The 18,111-nt window shown below is 71.9% G+C and carries 20 protein-coding genes; 11 read left to right on the top strand and 9 right to left on the bottom strand.

Translation table 11 applies throughout. The features are described from left to right. Positions 1-21 precede the first annotated feature (21 nt). The 4 genes from QQ657_RS22150 to QQ657_RS22135 all read right to left on the bottom strand — a co-directional run bounded on the left by QQ657_RS22150 (position 22) and on the right by QQ657_RS22135 (position 2,993). Complete coding sequence (locus tag QQ657_RS22150; protein ID WP_284744110.1) at positions 22-654, bottom strand: hypothetical protein; 633 nt, start codon at positions 652-654, stop codon at positions 22-24. Positions 655-731: 77 nt separating this feature from the next. Then, positions 732-1,142, bottom strand: coding sequence for a VOC family protein (locus QQ657_RS22145; RefSeq protein ID WP_284744109.1), 411 nt, complete (start codon positions 1,140-1,142; stop codon positions 732-734). Positions 1,143-1,212: 70 nt separating this feature from the next. Beyond that, complete coding sequence (pspAB, locus tag QQ657_RS22140; RefSeq protein WP_284744108.1) at positions 1,213-1,770, bottom strand: PspA-associated protein PspAB; 558 nt, start codon at positions 1,768-1,770, stop codon at positions 1,213-1,215. 224 nt (positions 1,771-1,994) lie between these two features. Then, positions 1,995-2,993, bottom strand: a complete 999-nt coding sequence (locus QQ657_RS22135; RefSeq protein ID WP_284744107.1) for a zinc-dependent alcohol dehydrogenase family protein — start codon at positions 2,991-2,993, stop codon at positions 1,995-1,997. 85 nt (positions 2,994-3,078) lie between these two features. Between QQ657_RS22135 and QQ657_RS22130 the strand changes: the two genes are divergently transcribed. From QQ657_RS22130 to QQ657_RS22110, 5 genes are all read left to right on the top strand, one after another. After that, entirely contained in the window at positions 3,079-3,408 is a 330-nt protein-coding gene (locus QQ657_RS22130) for an ArsR/SmtB family transcription factor (RefSeq protein ID WP_284744106.1), read from the top strand. Positions 3,409-3,479: 71 nt separating this feature from the next. Then, complete coding sequence (locus tag QQ657_RS22125; RefSeq protein ID WP_284744105.1) at positions 3,480-3,920, top strand: MarR family winged helix-turn-helix transcriptional regulator; 441 nt, start codon at positions 3,480-3,482, stop codon at positions 3,918-3,920. Then, entirely contained in the window at positions 3,917-4,720 is an 804-nt protein-coding gene (locus tag QQ657_RS22120; RefSeq protein ID WP_284744104.1) for an ABC transporter ATP-binding protein, read from the top strand. Before QQ657_RS22125 ends, QQ657_RS22120 begins: the two co-directional genes overlap by 4 nt. Then, on the top strand, positions 4,680-5,501 hold the full coding sequence (locus tag QQ657_RS22115) for an ABC transporter permease (protein ID WP_284744103.1): 822 nt from the start codon (positions 4,680-4,682) through the stop codon (positions 5,499-5,501). The genes QQ657_RS22120 and QQ657_RS22115 overlap by 41 nt, the downstream gene beginning before the upstream one ends. 114 nt (positions 5,502-5,615) lie before the next feature. Continuing rightward, entirely contained in the window at positions 5,616-7,658 is a 2,043-nt protein-coding gene (locus QQ657_RS22110) for a transglycosylase domain-containing protein (protein WP_284744102.1), read from the top strand. Here QQ657_RS22110 and QQ657_RS22105 read toward each other — a convergent pair. Next, on the bottom strand, positions 7,655-8,080 hold the full coding sequence (locus QQ657_RS22105; protein WP_284744101.1) for a nitroreductase/quinone reductase family protein: 426 nt from the start codon (positions 8,078-8,080) through the stop codon (positions 7,655-7,657). The genes QQ657_RS22110 and QQ657_RS22105 overlap by 4 nt on opposite strands. Before the next feature lie 101 nt (positions 8,081-8,181). Between QQ657_RS22105 and QQ657_RS22100 the strand changes: the two genes are divergently transcribed. Beyond that, complete coding sequence (locus tag QQ657_RS22100; RefSeq protein WP_284744100.1) at positions 8,182-8,604, top strand: zinc ribbon domain-containing protein; 423 nt, start codon at positions 8,182-8,184, stop codon at positions 8,602-8,604. A 149-nt stretch (positions 8,605-8,753) separates the two neighbouring features. Here the strand turns inward: QQ657_RS22100 and QQ657_RS22095 are convergent, their stop codons facing one another. Then, on the bottom strand, positions 8,754-9,350 hold the full coding sequence (locus tag QQ657_RS22095; RefSeq protein ID WP_284744099.1) for a PhoU domain-containing protein: 597 nt from the start codon (positions 9,348-9,350) through the stop codon (positions 8,754-8,756). Positions 9,351-9,476: 126 nt separating this feature from the next. Between QQ657_RS22095 and QQ657_RS22090 the strand changes: the two genes are divergently transcribed. The 3 genes from QQ657_RS22090 (at position 9,477) to QQ657_RS22080 (ending at position 11,768) form a co-directional block, all read left to right on the top strand. Beyond that, entirely contained in the window at positions 9,477-9,911 is a 435-nt protein-coding gene (locus tag QQ657_RS22090; RefSeq protein WP_284744098.1) for a single-stranded DNA-binding protein, read from the top strand. A 181-nt stretch (positions 9,912-10,092) separates the two neighbouring features. After that, on the top strand, positions 10,093-10,374 hold the full coding sequence (locus tag QQ657_RS22085; protein WP_284744097.1) for a hypothetical protein: 282 nt from the start codon (positions 10,093-10,095) through the stop codon (positions 10,372-10,374). A 389-nt stretch (positions 10,375-10,763) separates the two neighbouring features. Beyond that, positions 10,764-11,768, top strand: a complete 1,005-nt coding sequence (locus QQ657_RS22080; protein WP_284744096.1) for a pirin family protein — start codon at positions 10,764-10,766, stop codon at positions 11,766-11,768. Here the strand turns inward: QQ657_RS22080 and QQ657_RS22075 are convergent. Beyond that, complete coding sequence (locus QQ657_RS22075; protein ID WP_284744095.1) at positions 11,742-12,584, bottom strand: alpha/beta fold hydrolase; 843 nt, start codon at positions 12,582-12,584, stop codon at positions 11,742-11,744. The genes QQ657_RS22080 and QQ657_RS22075 overlap by 27 nt on opposite strands. A 186-nt stretch (positions 12,585-12,770) precedes the next feature. Beyond that, positions 12,771-13,445, bottom strand: a complete 675-nt coding sequence (locus QQ657_RS22070) for a GntR family transcriptional regulator (protein WP_284744094.1) — start codon at positions 13,443-13,445, stop codon at positions 12,771-12,773. A gap of 2 nt (positions 13,446-13,447) precedes the next feature. On the opposite strand from QQ657_RS22070, the gene QQ657_RS22065 reads away from it, so the two are divergent. After that, positions 13,448-15,118, top strand: coding sequence for a thiamine pyrophosphate-dependent enzyme (locus QQ657_RS22065; RefSeq protein ID WP_284744093.1), 1,671 nt, complete (start codon positions 13,448-13,450; stop codon positions 15,116-15,118). Here QQ657_RS22065 and QQ657_RS22060 read toward each other — a convergent pair. After that, positions 15,115-16,500: a pyridoxal phosphate-dependent decarboxylase family protein gene (locus QQ657_RS22060; RefSeq protein ID WP_284744092.1), complete on the bottom strand. Its 1,386-nt coding sequence runs from the start codon at positions 16,498-16,500 to the stop codon at positions 15,115-15,117. The two genes, QQ657_RS22065 and QQ657_RS22060, sit on opposite strands and share 4 nt — an antisense overlap. A gap of 181 nt (positions 16,501-16,681) precedes the next feature. On the opposite strand from QQ657_RS22060, the gene QQ657_RS22055 reads away from it, so the two are divergent. After that, positions 16,682-18,103, top strand: a complete 1,422-nt coding sequence (locus QQ657_RS22055) for a hypothetical protein (protein WP_284744091.1) — start codon at positions 16,682-16,684, stop codon at positions 18,101-18,103. Positions 18,104-18,111: the final 8 nt, after the last annotated feature.

Here is an 18,111-nt window from a genome sequence, read left to right as displayed (position 1 = left end):
TCCCACATCCTGAGCAAGCGCTCAGCCGACCGTGGTCAGCTCGTCGTCGGAGAGCACCCCGGACCCGGCCGACACGACCAGCCTGCCCGCACCCACCTTGTAGGTGTAGTCGCCGTTCTTCGCGACGAAACCGCCGCCCGCGGCCTGGGCGGGCAGCACGATGTGGGTGTCGTCCGAGGCCGCCTGCCCGCGGGCCTGGCCGTCGTAGAAGATCCGGCCGTCGGGTACCTGGCAGATCGTGATCAGGGACTTCACCGTCTGCGCGACCAGCAGCGCCGTCCCCTGGCCGCCGGGCAGGTACCGGGCCGCGTCACCCGGGCACGGCTTCCCCGCCGGCGTCGCCGAGGTCGACGTCGACGGCGTGACCGGCGGGGTGACGCCGTTCGCGGTCGTGACGACGGTCTTGGTCGTCGGCAGGGCGGGCGTCGTGTACGACGGGAACGGCCCGGACGCGTCGGGCGAGGGCTTCGAGCGCGCGGTGAACAGCAGGACCCCGCCGATCGCGACCCCGGCGACCAGCATCAGGGTCAGCAGCACCCACAGCGCTCGCGCGCGAGCCCGGCCCGGGGCCAGGCTCGCGCAGGTACCGCAGCGCCCGGCCGCGGGGTCGTTGACCGCGCCGCACTGCGCGCACGTCCAGGGGGAACCCGCCATCGGGCCTCCTTCGCCCCGGCGCGGAACCACGCCGGCCCCTCATCGTCACCGACGCGGGCGCGGGCTGCAACGCCCCGCTACGCCTGCTGGACGACGTTGACCATCCACGGGATGCCGAACTTGTCGACGCAGGCACCGAATTCGTCGCCCCACATCTGCTTTTCGAACGGAACCGTCACGGTGCCGCCGTCGCTCAGCTTGTCCCAGTAGCCGCGCAGGTCGCCCGCGTCGTCACCACTGAGGCTGACCGAAATGTTCGTGCCCGGGTTGTGGTCCATCCCGGCGGGCGTGTCCGCGGCCATCAGCCTGAAGCCGTTTTCCGCCACCAGCTGGGCATGCATGATCTTTTCCGCGTCCGCCCCTTCGGGTGACCCGAATTCCCCGAACGTGTTCACCGTGAGGGTGCCGCCGAAGACGCTCTCGTAGAACTCCATGGCCTGGCGCGCGTCATCGCGGAAGCTCAGGTACGGATTCAGGACGGAAGCCATTGCGATCTCCTTCGATCGGAAGAGAGAAGCATCCTCGCAGAAGCCCGTGACCTCGACAAACGCGGGAATTTCAGACGACGAACCGGCGGTGCGCGTGCGGTTCCAACGGCAGCGCGCCGTGCAGCGCGGCGCGGGCGCGCAGCTCCAGCGCGCGATCGAGGGGTGGGGTCCCGGCCGCGGGCGCCGTGTGGAACGTGCCGCGGTCGAACAGGTAGACCAGCGCGAGCTTGCGGTCGCGGCGCCCGTCCGGCTCGGCGAACTCGACGGTCGCCGACCGCAGGCAGCCGCCGTAGCCCGCCCGGGCCAGCCGGTCCGCGACGTCGACCAGGTCGGCGGTCAGCACGCGCAGGTCGCGGTTGCGGCGCCAGCACCGGACCGTCGAGCGGCCGTGGAGGTCCTGCGTCACCAGCGGGTGCACCGGCAGCCGGGCCGACGTCGCGGCGATCAGCTCCGCTTCGGTGCGGGCCAGGGCGTCTCCGTCCACCTTGAACCCGACCGTGCCGCCACCGGTGGGCGTGAGGCCGAGCGCGGCACGCATCCGCGGGGCGGCCGCGGCGAGGGTGTAGAGGGACTGCAGGTGCGGACGGGACGTCCAGCAGCGGACGAGCTTGCTGTCCAGCAGGGTCACGGGCGGTGTGTCCTATCTCCGGTCGAGAAGACCGCCGGGCCGGGCGCTCTGGCAATGTCCACAGTGGACGTCAGGCGCGGGGACGCGGGGTCGGAAAGGACAGCATGCGCCCGCGGCCGCCGGTTCCGGACCGGAACCCGGCGATCACGCGGCGAGCGGCAGCACTTCGCCGCCGAACGGTCACACCGGGTCAGGTTCAGCCGATCAGCGGTATCCCTCTCGCCTCACGGCACCGTCACGACCACCTTGCCGAGGTTGCGCCGGCTCCGGAACCGCTCGAGCGCCGCCCCGGCGTCGTCGAACGGGAAGACGCTGTCGACGACCGGCTCGAGCGGCCGGACCGCGAGCCACCGGAGGAGATCCTCGGTGTCCTCGCGGCTGCCGACCCAGATCTTCCGGATGGTCGCGCCGCTGCGGAAGAGGTCCATGAAGTCGACCGGAGGTCCGCTGCGGCCGACGAACCCGACCAGCGCGATGTCGGCGTGGTGCGTCCCCGCCGCGACGAGCGACTGCGCGAACGTGCCGGGCCCGCCCACCTCGACGATCCGGTCGGCACCGCGGCCGCCGGTGGCGTCGAGAACGGCTTTGCCCCACTCGGGCGTCGCGGTGTAGTCGATGACGACGTCCGCGCCGAGTTCGGTCAGCTTGGCCGCCTTGGCCGCGCTCGACGTCGTCGCGACGACCCGGGCGCCGTGCTGCTTGGCGAGCTGCAGGGCGAACAGCGACACGCCGCCGGTGCCGAGGGTGAGCACGACCTCGCCCGGACGCAGCGGCGTCCCGCCGTTGAGCGACGTCCACGCGGTGACCGCGGCACACGGCAGGGTCGCCCCTTGTTCGTAGCTCAGGGAATCCGGCAGCGCGACGAGCGCGTGTTCGCCGACGGCGCGGTACTCCGCGAGCCAGCCGTCCTGGCCGTTCCCGTAGCCGGCCAGGGTGTCGGGCAGCCGTCCGGCGATCCAGCCCGAGTGGAAGGCGTTGACCACGCGGTCGCCGGCCTTGAACCGCGTGACGCCCTCGCCGACCGCGGCGACCTCGCCCGCGGCGTCGGACACCGGGATCAGGCTCCCGGGGCCGTTGGTGAAGTGGTCGCCGTCGAGGATGAGCAGGTCCCGGTAGTTGAGCGACGTCGCCCGGACCCGGACGAGCACTTCCCCGCGTTGCGGCTCGGGCGTGGGCTCTTCGCGCTGGACAAGGCTTCCGGATTCGGGGCGATAGACGCGCACCGCTGAACTCCCTCATGTTAATCGATTGGCTAACATCGACCATGGCACAGCGGGCGGCGTCCCGGCAACCGGGGATACTCGGACCATGGCCAGCCGCACCGCGACCCCCCTGGAGCACCCGGCCCTCGCGGACGTCTCGTTCCCCGAGGCCCTGGAAGCGCTGCGCGACCCGCACCGGCTGGCCATGGTCGCCGCTCTCGCCCTCGAACCCGGCCAGTCGTGCGGCGCGATCATGCCGCCGGTCAGCAAGCCCGCGGCGTCCCGGCACTTCAAGATCCTCCGCGCCGCCGGCCTGCTGAAGCAGTGGGACAGCGGCACGCAGCGGCTCAACGCGTTGCGCCGCGAGGAGTTCGACGCCCGTTTTCCGGGCCTGCTCGACCTGGCGCTCGCGGAAGCCGCGCGCCTGCCCGGCTGATTTCTCCGCATTTCTCCCCTAACAGACATTTAGCATTGCTAATAGATCTGAGTCAGAGCTACTTTGGCGGCATGACCGAACTCGCCGACCGGCTGCTCGGCGCCGTCCAGGGGATCCGCCGGGTGGTGCGCCGCCGGGTGCGCGCCGAAGTCCCCGGCTTCCCGCTGCCCGGCGCGCAGGTCGAGGTGCTGCGCGTGGTGGCCGACCACCCCGGCATCGGCGTCGCCGCGGCCGCGCGCGAGCTGCACCTGGCCGCCAACTCGGTCAGCACGCTGGTGAACCAGCTCGTCGACGCCGGCCTGCTGCGGCGCGAAGCCGACCCGGTGGACCGGCGCGCGGCCCGGCTGGAGATCACCGACGCCGCGCGCGACCGGATGGCGTCGTGGCGGCGCGCCCGCACCGGACTCGTCGCCGAAGCGCTCACCGGACTGTCCGAAGAGGACACAGCAGCGATCGAACAGGCGTTGCCGGCGCTCGAAAAACTCATGGGCATCCTGAAGGAGCAGCCATGACCGAACCCGCGGTGCGGTGCACCGAGCTGAGCCACTCGTTCGGGACGACCCGCGCGGTGGACGGCGTCGACCTGGAGATCTCGCCCGGCGAGGTGTTCGGCCTGCTCGGCCCGAACGGGGCGGGCAAGACGACGACGCTCCGGATGATCACCACGCTGCTGCCTGCCGCGGCGGGCCACATCACGGTGTTCGGCGTCGACGTCGCGCGCCGCCGGATGGCCGTGCGGCGGCTGATCGGCTACGTCCCGCAGCAGCTGTCGGCCGACGGCGCCCTGACCGGGCGCGAGAACGTCGCCTTGTTCGCGAGGCTCTTCGACGTGCCACGCGCGCGTCGCGACGCCGAGGTGCGGCGCGCCCTGGACCTCGTCGGGCTGGCCGACGAAGCCGACCGCGTCGCGAAGGGCTACTCCGGCGGCATGATCCGCCGGCTCGAGCTCGCCCAGGCCCTGGTCAGCTCGCCGCGGCTGCTGATCCTCGACGAGCCGACGATCGGGCTCGACCCGGTCGCGCGCTCGGCCGTGTGGGAGCGGATCACGCAGATCCGCACCGACACCGGCATGACCGTGCTCGTCACGACCCACTACATGGACGAGGCCGAGCAGTACTGCGACCGCGTCGCGCTCATGCACACCGGCCGGATCCGGGCGCTGGGCACCCCCGCCGACCTCGAGACCGACCTCGGCCCGGGGTCCACATTGGACGACGTGTTCCGGGTGGTCACCGGCGACCGCCTCGAAACCGACGAAGGAGGGATCCGCAGTGTCCGTGCCGCTCGCCGCACCGCCCGCCGTCTCGGCTGACCCCGGTCCGCTGCGCCAGGTGCGCATCCTCGCCGCGCGCGTCGGCGCGATGTGCCTGGTGGAGCTGCAGAAGCTGCGCCGCGACCAGACCGAACTGCTCACCCGGGCGATCCAGCCCGCGCTGTGGCTGCTGATCTTCGGGGAGACGTTCACCCGGCTGAAGGCGATCCCGACCGGCTCGACGCCGTACCTCGACTACCTCGCGCCCGGCATCCTCGCGCAGTCGGCGTTGTTCATCTCGATCTTCTACGGCATCCAGATCATCTGGGAACGCGACGCGGGCGTGCTCGCCAAGCTCCTGGTGACCCCGACCCCGCGCGCCGCGCTCGTCGCGGGGAAGGCGTTCGCCGCCGGGGTCCGCGCGCTCGTCCAGGCCCTGATGGTGCTGATCCTGGCCGCGATCCTCGGCGTCGGGCTGACCGTGAACCCGCTGAAACTGCTGGCGATGGCCGTCGTGCTCGTGCTCGGGTCGGCGTTCTTCTGCTGCCTGTCCATCGTGATCGCCGGGATCGTGCTGTCACGCGAACGGCTGATGGGCATCGGCCAGGCGATCACGATGCCGCTGTTCTTCGGCTCCAACGCGCTGTACCCGGTCGACCTGATGCCGTCGTGGCTGAAGGTGCTCAGCCACGTCAACCCGTTGAGCTACCAGGTCGACGCGCTGCGCGGGCTGCTGATCGGCACCCCCTCGCACCTCGGGCTCGACTTCGGCGTGCTGGCCGCGGCGACCGCCGTCGCGATCGCCGTGGCTTCGGCCCTGCTCGGCAGGTTGGCCCGTTGAGGCGCATATCTCACCGAACGGCGGCTTCATTCCCGAGTGGCTAATCTCGGTTTCGTGAATGGTCGCCCTGGCGTGGTCTCTTTTGCCGGTTTGTGCGTTCTCGCCGGAATTCTGGTGGCGGGCACGGTGGCGCCCGCCGCCATCGGCGCCGGCCTGCTGTCGAATCAGGTCAGCGATTCGGTGGACGCCATTTCCGCCCAGCTCGCCGCGGCCGATCCGCCGCTGACGACGACGGTGACCGACCGCGACGGCACGCCGATCGCGACGCTCTACGCGCAGTACCGCCTCCCGGTGACCCCGGCCGGGATCGCGACGACGATGAAGGCCGCCATCATCGGGATCGAAGACCGCCGGTTCTACACCGAAGGCGGCGTCGACGTGCAGGGCATGCTCCGCGCGGCGGTCAACGACAGCGCCGGCGGCTCGCTGCAGGGCGCGTCGACGATCACCCAGCAGTACGTCAAGAACTACCTCGTGAACGTCGTCGACCGGACCAACCCGATCGCGCAGCAGGAAGACCGTGAAGACTCGCTCGCGCGCAAGCTGCGCGAGGCGAAAATGGCCGTCCAGCTCAACGACACGACGAGCAAAGACGACATTCTGGCGGATTATCTCAATGTGGTCGAATTCAGCGGAACCGTGTACGGGGTCGGCGCCGCGGCGAAAGCCTATTTCGGGACGACGGCGGACAAACTGACTGTTCCGCAGGCGGCGCTGCTCGCCGGAATGGTGAACAACCCCAGCGTCTACAACCCGTACACCCACGCGGACCGGGCGCTGCAGCGCCGGAACCTCGTCATCGACGCCATGGTCTCCAACGGCTCCCTCCCGGCGTCCTACGCGGCGACGGCGAAAGCGGCCCCGCTGGGACTGCTGCCGAACGGGCCGGTGACGCCGTCCGGGACGTGCATGGGCGCGGCGCCGGACGCGGGATTCTTCTGCGCCTACGCCGAGAACTACCTGAGCCACGCCGGGTTCACCCCGGATCAGCTGGCCACCGGCGGCTACACGATCAAGACCACCCTCGACCCGCGCGTCTCCCAGGTCACGAAGGACGCCGTCGACGCGAACGTGCCGACCACCCAGGACGGCGTGGCCAACACTTTCGCCGTCGTGCAGCCGGGCTCGAGCGGCCACCAGGTGCTCGCCATGGTCGCCAACCGGAACTACGGCACGGATCCGGCGCAGGGCGAGACGTCCACGGACATCGTCGCCGACGCGAGCAACGAGTTCGGCGCGGGCTCGTCGTTCAAGATCTTCACCTCGGCGGCGGCGCTCGTCGCCGGCAAGGCGGGCCTGGAGACGCCACTGCCCAACCCGGACAGCCAGTGCTTCACGCCGCCGAACGCCAACGCGCACACGGCCTGCTACACCGTCCACAACGACGGCCACTACGCCGACCCGATCAGCCTCGCCGACGGCCTCGCGACGTCGCCGAACGTCGCCTTCGTCGGGCTCGAGAACCAAGTCGGGATGCCCGCCGTGCTCGACATGGCGTACAAGCTGGGCCTGCGGAACACCCTCGCGACCAACGACGCCGGGGCCGTGCCGGACCCGTCGTCGGGCAACCCGCAGTACAACGAGCCGCAGTCGAAGTACTTCCAGAACCTGCTGTCGTTCACCCTCGGCAACAGCCCGGTCAGCCCGCTGGAGATGGCGAACGTCTCGGCGACGCTGATGAGCGGCGGCGTCTGGTGCCCGCCGGACCCGATCCTTTCGGTGACCGACCGGAACGGGAACGCCGTCCCGGTGCAGCAGCAGGCGTGCGAGCAGGTCATCCCGACCGGCGTGGCGAACACCCTCGAAGCGGGCCTGAGCAAGGACACCACGGACGGCACGTCGGCCCAGGCGGCGCACGCGGCCGGCTGGACGCGCCCCGACATCGGCAAGACGGGCACGACGCAGCAGAGCGAGTCGGTGGCGTTCGTCGGCGGCGTCGACGGATACGCGGTCTCGTCGATGGTCTTCGCCGACGGCCCGCGCCCGCGCGAGATCTGCCCGGGCACGCCGGTGCACCTCGGCAACTGCGGCCACGGCGCGTTCGGCGGCACGGTCGCCGCACCGCCGTACTTCCACGCGATGAGCCAGTTGCTCGCGGGCGTGCCGGACCAGGCGATCCCCGGCCCGGACCCGGGCTACCTGACCGCGCGGAGCTAGCGGGGTTCGAGGAAGACGAGCGGGATCTCGCGCTCGGTCTTGGTCTGGTACTGCGCGTAGTTCTTGAAGTCGCCGGCGATCTTCGGCCAGAGCTTCGCGCGCTCGTCGGCATCGGCGACCCGCGCGTGCATCGGCCGCTTCGGGGCACCCTTGAGCGACACCTCGACGTCCGGGTTGTCGCGCAGGTTGAGGAACCACGCGGGGTGCGTGTCGTCCCCGCCGCGCGAAGCCACGACGACCAGCGTGTCGCCGTCCTGGTGCGGCGAGGTCAGCAGCACCGACCGCGGCTGCCCGCTCTTGCGGCCGGTCGTGGTGAGCTCCAGGACGGGCATGGCGGCGTGCCAGCCGACCTTCCCGCCGGTGAGCTTGATCAGGCCGCGGTGCACGGCGTTCATGGTCTTGAGGGCGAAATCGCTCGGCATGATCACAATCTAGTCCCCGAGTTCGGCGAAACCGCCACGCGGCGGCGCGCCGGTGTGCGAGGCTGCGCGGCGGACAGAGGACCTGGGAGAAAGAAGTACCGATGCTGATCTGGGGCTGGCGGACACGGATCTACGTGCTGGCGATGACGACCTTCCTGTGCGGCCGGTGCGGCAACCCCGCCTCGCACGCGGTGCGCAAGGCGGTCACGAAGTTCACCCTCTTCTTCATCCCGCTCTTCCCGATCAGCGTGAAGTACTCCGCGCAGTGCACGTTCTGCGGGATCGAGAACCGGATCTCGAAGGAGGACGCCGTCCGCCTGCAGGCGCAGGAGGAGCAGGGGCAGCAGCAGGGCGCTCAGCCGGGCTACCCGCAGCAGCCGCCGTCGCAGGGGTTCCCGCAGCAGGGTGCGCCGCAGGGCTTCCAGCCGCCGCACCCTTCGCAGCCGCAGGGTTTCCCGCAGCCGCAGCACCCCTCGCAGCAGCAGTACCCGCAGCAGGGCCAGTTCCCGCAGCAGGGCAACTGAGCCGGAAGCGGCTCGAGCGCCGGGTTCGCTGACCGGCCTCGGCGTTCGAAGCTGCGCCGTCCTTTTCGGGCAATAGGAACAAACCTCGCGCCGCTGTCGTCCCTCGGCAGCCCGCTCGCTGCCGCCCCGAGTTCGCTGCCACCCGGCAGTCAGGCACCGACCGACGCGAACCCCGCGGCCCGGCGCGCGATCAGGGCCGAGGTCCCGGCGAACCGGCCGTAGATCGCCGCGAGCAGCACCACGTCGACGGCGGCCCCCGCGCCACACCCGCGCGCGGCTTCGCGCAACCCCCGCTCCGCGGCCTCGGCGAGCGCGACGGCATCGGCCAGCCCGGCATCCCCCTCCCCGCCGAGCAGCCCCCGCAGCGCCCGGGCGGCGGCGACCGCGTGCCCGCTCAGCCGCCCGAGCGACGGCCGCACCTCCAGCGGCACCCGCCGCGGTTCCGCGACCTCCCGCGCAAGACCACCCATCCGAGTGAGATCCACAGCGGTGCAGGCAGCGGCGACGACCGCCTTCACGTCCTCCTCCCGCGGTGGGTGCAGGGCCAGCAGCGCACACGCCTGGTCCTCGCACGCGGCCCCGAGCGCGACGACCGCGGCACCGTCTTCCCGCACCCGTCCGCCCAGCGTGCGGTCACTTTCGAGCACGGAACGCGTGGCCTCTTCGAGCGCGGTCGCGACCAGCGCGCACAGGTCCGCGAGCCGGTGGGCGAGCGTGCCCAGCTCCTTCTGAAACGCCGTCGGCATGGCGGCAGGAAACCAGCCCGGCCGGGTACCGGCATCTCGTCGCCCGGCCCGGAACTGTCGGACCCCCGTGCTCTCCTCGTCGGCGAGAGCGGTGCACCCCGCACCCGGAGAAGAAGGAGGAGCCCGATGGCAGGCGAAACGCTCGTCACCGTGGTCGGCAACCTGACGACCGACCCCGAGCTGCGGTTCACCCCGTCCGGCGCCGCGGTCGCGAACTTCACGGTCGCGTCCACGCCGCGCACGTTCGACCGCGAGTCCGGTGCCTGGCGCGACGGCGAGGCGATGTTCCTGCGCTGCAGCCTGTGGCGGCAGTACGCGGAGAACGTCGCGGAGTCGCTCGGGCGCGGTGCCCGCGTGGTCGTCCAAGGCCGGCTGAGACAGCGGTCGTACGACACGAAGGAGGGTGAGAAGCGCACCGTGACGGAGCTGGACGTCGAAGAGATCGGCCCGGCCCTGCGGTACGCCACGGCCAAGGTGACCCGGCTCAGCCGGGCCGCCGGCGGCGAGGCGAGCAGTTCGTGGACGCCGGAGCCGGCGGTCGCGGGATCGCCTCCGTTCTGAGCCCACCCGGTCGCGTCCGGCGTCCGAACGCCCGTTGACGAGGAGTCGACCCGGGCTCGACCGGCGGTGGTGACGATGGACGGACGCTCACGGCCGGACCGGTTTCCGGAGGTGCTGTCGAAATCCCGTCAGCTGGTTCGACGCAGGGGTAGAGGCCGAACCACGAGCGGGAGGGACCGAGATGAACAGCAACGAGAAGACCGTGCGCCCCTTGGTGAACCACCGGATGCTGGCGATGCTGCGAGCGGTCGGCGCGGGGCGCGGCCGGGTGTCCTGCAGCAGCGAGCCCGACCTGTTCATCGACGGCCTGTCGTGCGGCGACCAGTTCGCGGCCCACGCGCTGGCCCACCAGGGCCTGGTCCGCGCGGCCCGCCCCGGCCTGCCGGGCGAGCAGGTCCCGGCGATCCTGACGGCCGAGGGCCACGCGATCGTCACGGCGCAACAGCACCACCACGCCGCCTGACCCGGCGGCGCGAAGCTTGACAACTCCATAAAGCGAACCCGCGGCCCGAACGCGCCGCGCGGGCCGGTCCGCCGGATGGTTCCGGACGTCACCATCAGGCGAACGCGAGGCCCGAACACGCCACGCCAGCCGGTCCACCCCACCGGATGGTCCCGATCGTCACCATCAGGCGAACGCGAGGCTCGAACACGCCGCGCCGGCCGGTCCGCCGGATGGTCCCGGCCGTCACCATCCGGCGACCACCCGTCCGACCCGGCGACCTGCCCGGCCGACCTGGGGCTCTGGTTGCCGGAATCCGGCCCGCGCAACCAACTCCGCCCCACCCGCCCCCGCACCGCGGCCCACCCGGCGCCCGGGCCCGGCCACCCGACGCGACTACCGTGGCGGGCATGAGCAACACCGAGGCCGCCCCCACCGAGCTCGCCTGCGGCGACCGGCCCGCGACCGCCGACCCCGAGCACCCGGCCGTCGAGATCCTCACCCCGCGTGAGGTCCCCCTGGGCGGCCCGCGGGCGATGCGGGTCCGGCGGACGCTCCCCCAGCGCTCCCGCTCGCTGATCGGCGCCTGGTGCTTCGCCGACCACTACGGCCCGACCGAGGTCACCGGCGCCATGGACGTCGCCCCGCACCCGCACACCGGCCTGCAGACGGTGAGCTGGCTGTTCGCGGGCGAAATCAAGCACCGCGACAGCCTGGGCACGCACGCGACGGTCCGCCCCGGCGAGCTGAACCTGATGACCGGCGGGCACGGTATCTGCCACTCGGAGGTCTCCACCGAAGCCGCGAAGACGCTGCACGGCGTCCAGCTCTGGGTGGCGCTGCCCGAGCGGCACCGGCACACGGCACGCGCCTTCGACCACTACGTGCCGTCGGTGAACCGGATCGAGGGCGCCGAGATCCGGGTGTTCCTCGGGTCGCTGGCCGGGCGCACGTCCCCGATCCCGACGTTCACCCCGCTCCTGGGCGCGGAGATCGTGCTGGGCCCGGACGCCCACATGTCCCTCGGCGTCGACCCCCGCTTCGAGCACGGCGTCCTGGCCGACACGGGCGACGTCGTCGTCGCGGGCACCCGCGTCCGCGCGGCCGAGCTGGGCTATATCGGCACCGGCGTGCGCTCCTTGACGCTGAGCAACCGGGGCTCGGCGCCGGCCCGGTTCCTCCTGCTGGGCGGCACCCCGTTCGACGAAGAGATCCTGATGTGGTGGAACTTCGTCGGCCGGACCCACGAGGAGATCGCGGCGTTCCGCGAGGCCTGGCAGGCGGAATCCGACCAGTTCGGCAGCGTGACGGGCTACTCGGGCACACCGCAGCGGCTGCCTGCGCCCGAGTTGCCGGCGGTCCGCATCAAACCGCGCCGGAACCCGCCGTCAGGCCAGGAAGCCGGCCACGGCTGAGACGAACGCGGGCGCGTCGTCCAGCCAGGGATAGTGCGCGGCGCCGGGCAGGACGACGACCCGCGCGTCCATGAACAGCGCGGCGAACTCGCCGGCGACGCTGGGGCTGGCGATCCAGTCCAGCTCACCGGCCAGCACCAGCACAGGGGCATCGACGGCCCCGAGCGCAGCCCGGGTGCGCTCGGGCTCGAAGGCACCCTCGGCGTTGTAGACGCGAGCGGCGGCCCCGTTGCGCTGCCCGGGCTCGGTGGCCTGGTGCCGCCGGGCGGCGTCGTCCCAACGGCCGTAGTACATCGGGGCGATGGCGGCCCAGTCGGCACTGGTCGCGCTCCGGGCGGCAATCGCCTCATAGGCCGCGGCGGCGGCCTCGAACCAGGGCGCACCGGAACGCCGCGCCATGATCCGCCGCCGTTCGGCAACGGGCAGCTGCAACCCGACGGCCCGCGGACTAGGCGCGACAAGCGCAAGCCGGCGCAGCCGCCCCGGATACCGAGCGGCGTAGAGGGTGGCAAGGCTGGCCCCGGCGGAGTGCCCGAGCAGGTCAAACCGCTCGAGGCCGAGGTGCTTGCGCAGCGCTTCGACATCCTCGAGCTGCCGATCACACCGATAGGTCGAGGGATCACGGGGTATCTCGGAGTCCCCGGTTCCCCGCGAATCCAGCACGGCGAGCTGTCGCCGCTCGCCAAGCCCCCCGAGATCCCCCAGATAGGCCCCGGCTCGCATAGGTCCACCGGGCAGGCAGACAACGGGGTCACCACGAGAACCGAAGAGGCGAAAGGCAAGCGCGGTCCCATCCGGCGCGGAGAAGATCGGCATCCCCGACCCTGACACTCTCGAGGCAATCCGGGCAACCCCACGCCCCTCGGGCGCACCTCGCCCAGGCCCGGAGTCACCCGCGCCTCTGAACAACCCGACCCGCCAACCCCTGCGTACCCGCCCCGCCAAGGCAACCCGGCAGCGTCACCCACCTGGCCCGAGCAGCTCGTCAGCCAAGCCCGGCCTTCACCGCTCCCGCGCGAGATAAGCCTCCAGCGTCGCCAGCCGATGTCCCCGCGCGAACCGCTCGACCTCCGCCGGATCGCCCCCGCCCTCGATCAGCGCCAGCAGCCGCTCGTGCTCCTCGATCGACTTCGGTGCCCGCCCCGGCACGGACGCGAAGGTGCTGTCGCGGACCGCCGCCAGCCGGGTCCAGCAGCGCTGCACCAGGTCGACCAGGTTCGGGTTCGGGCAGGCGCTGAACAGCACCTCGTGGAACTCCGCGTTCAGCGCCGTGAACGCGAGCGGGTCGAACTCGGCCAGGCTCTGACGCATCCGCTCGTTCAACGACCGGGCGCGCGCCAGTGCCTCCGGCGTGAGCAGCGGCGCGGCGAGCCCGGTGGCCGCGCCTTCGACGATCGCCACCGTCTCCATCGCGTGCCGGTACTCCGTGGGGTCGATGGCCACCACCCGGGCGCCGACGTTCCGCTCGAACTGGATCAGCTCCTCGGCCTCGAGCCGGCGCAGGGCCTCGCGGACCGGTACCGCGCTGACGTCGAGCTCGCGGCCGATCTGGTCGAGCACCAGCCGGTACCCGGGCCCGTAGCGGCCGTCGATGATCCTGGCCTTGATCGTCTCGTAGGCCAGCTGGGACTTCGTGACCGGTCTTCCCGACGACGCGCTGATCATGTAGGAAACCATATATGGTCCTGCCGACGGACAACGCCCAGGAGGCCGCGCCGATGCCGATTCCCCCGCCCGCCCCCACCGCGGCCGACCTGATCGTCGACGGGCTGCGGGCCCACGGCGTCGACACCGTCTTCGGGCTCCCCGGCGTGCAGACCTACGACCTGTTCGACAGCCTGGCCCGCGCGGGCGACGACATCCGGGTGATCGGTGCCCGGCACGAGCAGACCGTGGCCTACATGGCGTTCGGGTACGCCCAGGCGACCGGGCGCACCGGCGTCTACACCGTCGTCCCCGGCCCCGGCGTCCTCAACGCCTCGGCCGCGATGCTCTCGGCGCACGGAGCCAGCGCGCCGGTGCTGTGCCTGACCAGCGAGATCCCCCGCGCCTACCTCGGCCGCGGGCTCGGGCACCTGCACGAGATGCCCGACCAGCTGGCCACCCTCCGGACCCTGACCAAGTGGTCGGCCCTGGTCGAGCACCCGGTCGAAGTCCCGGACGCGCTGGCGACCGCCTTCCGCGAAGCCGCGGGCGGGCGGCCGAGGCCGGTTTCCCTCGCGGTGCCGTGGGACGTGCTGGGGCTGCGCGCACCCGCCGAGGCGGCCGGCCCGCTGCCGCTGCCCCGCCCGGTCGTCGACCCGGTCGCGCTGGAGCGAGCCGCGGACCTCCTCGCCGGCGCGAAGAACCCGATGATCATGGTGGGCGGCGGCGCCCGGCACGCGGCCGCCGAGGTCCGGGCGCTGGCCGAACGGCTGCAGGCACCGGTGGTGCCGTTCCGCGGCGGGCGCGGCATCGTGGGCGACGACCACCCGCTCGGCTTCACCTGCGTCTCCGGTTTCGAGCGGTGGGCGGAGACCGACGTGGTGATCGGCATCGGGTCGCGGATGGAGCTGTCCTGGTTCCGCTGGCCGGAGAAACCCGCCGGCCTCAAGACGATCCTGCTCGACATCGACCCACGCCAGGCGACCCGGCTGGAGGCGGACGTCGCGATCGTCGCCGACGCGGCCGACTCCACGGCCGCACTCACCGAGGCAGCAGGTCCACAAAGGACGGATCGGACCGCCGAGTTCACCGCGCTGAAGGCGACCGTGGCCGAGCGGTTCACCGACGTCGGCCCCGAACTGGAGTACCTGCGGGCGATCCGGGACGTGCTGCCCCGCGACGGCTTCTTCGTCGAAGAGATCTGCCAGGTCGGGTTCGCGTCCTACTTCGGGTTCGACGTCTACTCGCCGCGCACCTTCGTCACGTGCGGCCACCAGGGCACGCTCGGTTTCGGCTACCCGACGGCACTCGGCGTGCAGGCGGCCTTCCCCGGCCGGCCGGTGGTCTCGGTGGCCGGCGACGGCGGGTTCATGTTCGCCGCGCAGGAGCTGGCCACAGCCGTCCAATATGGACTCAACGTGGTCGCGGTCGTGTTCGACAACGGCTACTACGGCAACGTCCACCTCGACCAGGAGCGGCTGTTCGAGGGCCGCGCGCTCGGCGGGCAGCTCCGGAACCCGGACTTCGCCCGGCTGGCCGAGACGTTCGGCGCGCTCGGCCTGACCGCACGCACCCCGGACGACCTGCGGGGCGCGCTGGACAAGGCGTTCGCCGCGGGGCGGCCGGCGCTGGTGCACGTGCCCTGCGAGCTCGGTGCCGGCGCCTCGCCGTGGAAGTACCTGATGCCGAAGTCGGACCGCAGCTAGCCGGCGGCCACGCGCTCGATCGCGGCGAAGACGCGGTCGACGTCGGCCGCGGTCGTCTGCCAGTTGCTGAAGGCCGCCCGCAGTGCCGGGTGGCCGTCGTAGACGGTCGGGGTGAGGAAGGTGGTCCCGTCCTCGGCGATGGCACGGACGAGGGCGTCGATCCGGTCCTGGGTGACGTCCTCGGCCGGGGCGAAGCACACGACGTTGAGCCGCACCGGCGCGAGCAGCCGCCAGCGCGGCGAGCCGTCGAGCCGCGCGCCGAGGTCCCGGGCGAGCGACACGCAGCGCTCGACGATCTCGCGGTGCCCGTCCCGGCCGTAGGCCACGAGCGAGAACCAGGCCGGGAGGGCACGCAGTCGCCGGGAGTTCTCCGGCGTGAGGTGCAGGAAGTCCGGGGTTTCGCCGATCTCGCCGAGGTAGGCCGCGTTGTTGCTGAACACCCGCAGCTGCAGGTCGCGGCGGCGGGTGAACTGGACGGCGGAGTCGTAGGGCACGTTGAGCCACTTGTGCAGGTCGACGACCACCGAGTCAGCCTGGTCGAGGCCCGCGGTCAGCGCCGCGTGCTCCGGCGAGAGCGCGGCGAACCCGCCGAACGCGGCGTCGACGTGCAGCCAGAAGTCGTACCGCTGCTTGAGCGCGGCGATCGCACGCAGGTCGTCGAAGTCGACGGTGTTCACGGTGCCCGCGTTCGCGACGACGACGGCCGGCCCGTCCAGCGATTCGAGCGCTTCGGCCAGCTTGGCGACGTCGACGGCTTCGCGGCCGGGCAGCACCGGCACCTTCCGCAGCGCCGTCCGGCCCATCCCGAGGAACGACAACGCCTTCAGGATGCTCGAGTGCGGCGAGCCGGACAGCACGGTGACGGGGCCGAGCGCGGCGGCACCGTCGTCGGACACCGACACCCCGGCGCGCTCGCCGAGCCATTCGCGGGCGATGGCGAGGCCGGTGACGGTGGACATCGTGGCGCCGGTGACGAACGCGCCGGAGAACTCCCTACCGAGCCCGAACAGCTCGGCCAGCCAGCCGACCGTCTCGCGTTCCAGGTCCTGCGCCGAGGAGTCCATGCCGCTGGCGGGGTTCTGGTCGTAGGTGGCGGTGAGCCAGTCCCCGGCCAGCGACGCCGGAGTCGCACCCCCGGTGACGAACCCGAGGTAGCGAGGCCCGGCACTGCCCGCGAAGCCGGCTTCCCAGCGCTGCGAGAACTCCTCGAGCGCGCCCCGGCCCCCGGCGCCTTCAAGCGGCAGCGGCGCCCGGACCAGGTCGCCGGGCGGAACGGCGGCAGGCCGCTCGGGCAGCCCGGCAAGCGCTTCACCGGCGAGCTTCCGCGCGGCGTCGAGCAGCTCGGGCAGGGACTTCAGGTCTTCGGCAAGCCTCGGATGCACGACACCGACGCTAGGCCCCGCCGCCAGCGCTGTCGCGGTCCAATCCCCCGAAACTGGCCCGCCGGCCGACCAGGCGCGCTGCCTGCCGCTGACCTCGGACAAGTATCGTTCGAACGTAACAGCGGAGATCGCCGAACCGATCACTGAACGGCGCTCCGGATGTCCGCGAGGGGGTGGTGCCGTGCTGGTCGTGGTGCAGCACCCGGTCGTCGACGTCCGGGGACTGCTGGCCGGTTCGGGCCACCGCATCGACTCGCCGAAATGGCCACACCCGTTGCGGGTACACCCCCGCGGCTCACAGGACGACTGCCGGACGGACTTCATCCGCGGCCTCGGACCCGTCCGGCGGCGGATGCGCGGAAACCCGTCACCCTGGCTGAACGAGTCGTTCTACGTCGACGCGCGGAACAGGATCGTCCTGTCGAAGCTGAGCGGAACGGAACCCCGGCTTCCGTTCAAGGTCCGGCTCAAGCCCTTGTTCCGGAGATTCTACAGCGACGGTGTCGTCGGCCGGTTCGAGATCGGGTTCTTCTGCGATCTCGACTTCCGCGGACTGGATCTGGCGACCGTCAGCACGGGAGCCCGGGCGGCGCTCGGCGTGCTGGCCCGCATCCGGGGCGGCGTCGACACCCCACAGCCCCTGGTGCACTTCGGCCCGGCTCTGGCAGGTCACTTGCTGAGCGCCACGACCCGCCGCACTCCCGCCGGTTTCACGCCGCCACGCTGGTGGGTTTCGGTCGGGACGCCCGGTGTCTTCCTGGAGGTGCAGCAACGCCCGAGGGACGAGGCGACACAGGTGCGGCTCTGGCACACCTCACCCATCGTCGCGAACACGCCGGTCTCGTGCTGGACCATCGCCGACACGGCCGATTCCGACCGTGAGCTCCTGCGGCGGCTGCGCGTCCAGGTGTCGCACCTGCACGCGGACTTGGCGGCGCTGGAGACCGTGCTGGGATTCTGCCGGTCCGGCCGGCTCGCGCCCGGCGCCGGGATCGAGGATTTCCTCGACGACATGTGCGGCAAGCTGCTGCGGCCCCAGCGGCACGGACTGACGCAGCACGAGTACCTGACCGAGGTGATCGACGCGGCGCACGGCTACTACGCCGACCGCATCTGGATGCTGCGGGTGCTGAGCGACCAGGTGTCGAGCAAGGGCCTCGCCCGCAAGCTGACCGACACCGCGACCCTGTTGTCCGAGGCGCTGGAGCGCCCCCGGGGCAACTTCTACCTGATCAACGGAGGAGATCTCGTGCAGGAGAAGAACGAAACCGTCATCCACGGCTCGGCCGGCGTCGTGGCGTCCAAGTCCACGGTGACGATGCGAGACGTCAACATGGGCTCGCAAGGCGCGGACCTCGCGGCGCTCGTGGAGAAGCTCCAGGCGGAAGTCACCGCGCTGCGCGGCAAGGTGGCCGACGAAGTCGCGGACCAGGCCGAAGACACCATCGCGGGCGTGAGCAAGGAGCTCGCGGCCAAGGAGCCGGACAAGCCCGGAATGCTGCGCCGGCTCACCGCCCTGGTCGCTCTGGCCAAGAGCGCCGGCGGAGCGGGAACGGCCGTCGCGGCGGCGGTGACCGCGCTGCGGACGGCACTCGGACTGTGATCGCCGGG

Source organism: Amycolatopsis ponsaeliensis, from assembly GCF_030182635.1.
Classification (GTDB): domain Bacteria; phylum Actinomycetota; class Actinomycetes; order Mycobacteriales; family Pseudonocardiaceae; genus Amycolatopsis; species Amycolatopsis ponsaeliensis.
Note: the sequence above shows the minus strand (reverse complement) of the source record. Positions and strands in the feature narration are given on the sequence as shown.

What these genes read in the sequence shown, in the direction of transcription:
- QQ657_RS22150 (WP_284744110.1), bottom strand. Translation starts at nt 654, where the DNA reads ATGGCGGGTTCCCCCTGGACGTGCGCGCAGTGCGGCGCGGTCAACGAC.
- QQ657_RS22145 (WP_284744109.1), bottom strand. Translation starts at nt 1,142, where the DNA reads ATGGCTTCCGTCCTGAATCCGTACCTGAGCTTCCGCGATGACGCGCGC.
- QQ657_RS22130 (WP_284744106.1), top strand. Translation starts at nt 3,079, where the DNA reads ATGGCCAGCCGCACCGCGACCCCCCTGGAGCACCCGGCCCTCGCGGAC.
- QQ657_RS22125 (WP_284744105.1), top strand. Translation starts at nt 3,480, where the DNA reads ATGACCGAACTCGCCGACCGGCTGCTCGGCGCCGTCCAGGGGATCCGC.
- QQ657_RS22120 (WP_284744104.1), top strand. Translation starts at nt 3,917, where the DNA reads ATGACCGAACCCGCGGTGCGGTGCACCGAGCTGAGCCACTCGTTCGGG.
- QQ657_RS22105 (WP_284744101.1), bottom strand. Translation starts at nt 8,080, where the DNA reads ATGCCGAGCGATTTCGCCCTCAAGACCATGAACGCCGTGCACCGCGGC.
- QQ657_RS22100 (WP_284744100.1), top strand. Translation starts at nt 8,182, where the DNA reads ATGCTGATCTGGGGCTGGCGGACACGGATCTACGTGCTGGCGATGACG.
- QQ657_RS22095 (WP_284744099.1), bottom strand. Translation starts at nt 9,350, where the DNA reads ATGCCGACGGCGTTTCAGAAGGAGCTGGGCACGCTCGCCCACCGGCTC.
- QQ657_RS22090 (WP_284744098.1), top strand. Translation starts at nt 9,477, where the DNA reads ATGGCAGGCGAAACGCTCGTCACCGTGGTCGGCAACCTGACGACCGAC.
- QQ657_RS22085 (WP_284744097.1), top strand. Translation starts at nt 10,093, where the DNA reads ATGAACAGCAACGAGAAGACCGTGCGCCCCTTGGTGAACCACCGGATG.
- QQ657_RS22080 (WP_284744096.1), top strand. Translation starts at nt 10,764, where the DNA reads ATGAGCAACACCGAGGCCGCCCCCACCGAGCTCGCCTGCGGCGACCGG.
- QQ657_RS22075 (WP_284744095.1), bottom strand. Translation starts at nt 12,584, where the DNA reads ATGCCGATCTTCTCCGCGCCGGATGGGACCGCGCTTGCCTTTCGCCTC.
- QQ657_RS22070 (WP_284744094.1), bottom strand. Translation starts at nt 13,445, where the DNA reads ATGGTTTCCTACATGATCAGCGCGTCGTCGGGAAGACCGGTCACGAAG.
- QQ657_RS22065 (WP_284744093.1), top strand. Translation starts at nt 13,448, where the DNA reads ATGGTCCTGCCGACGGACAACGCCCAGGAGGCCGCGCCGATGCCGATT.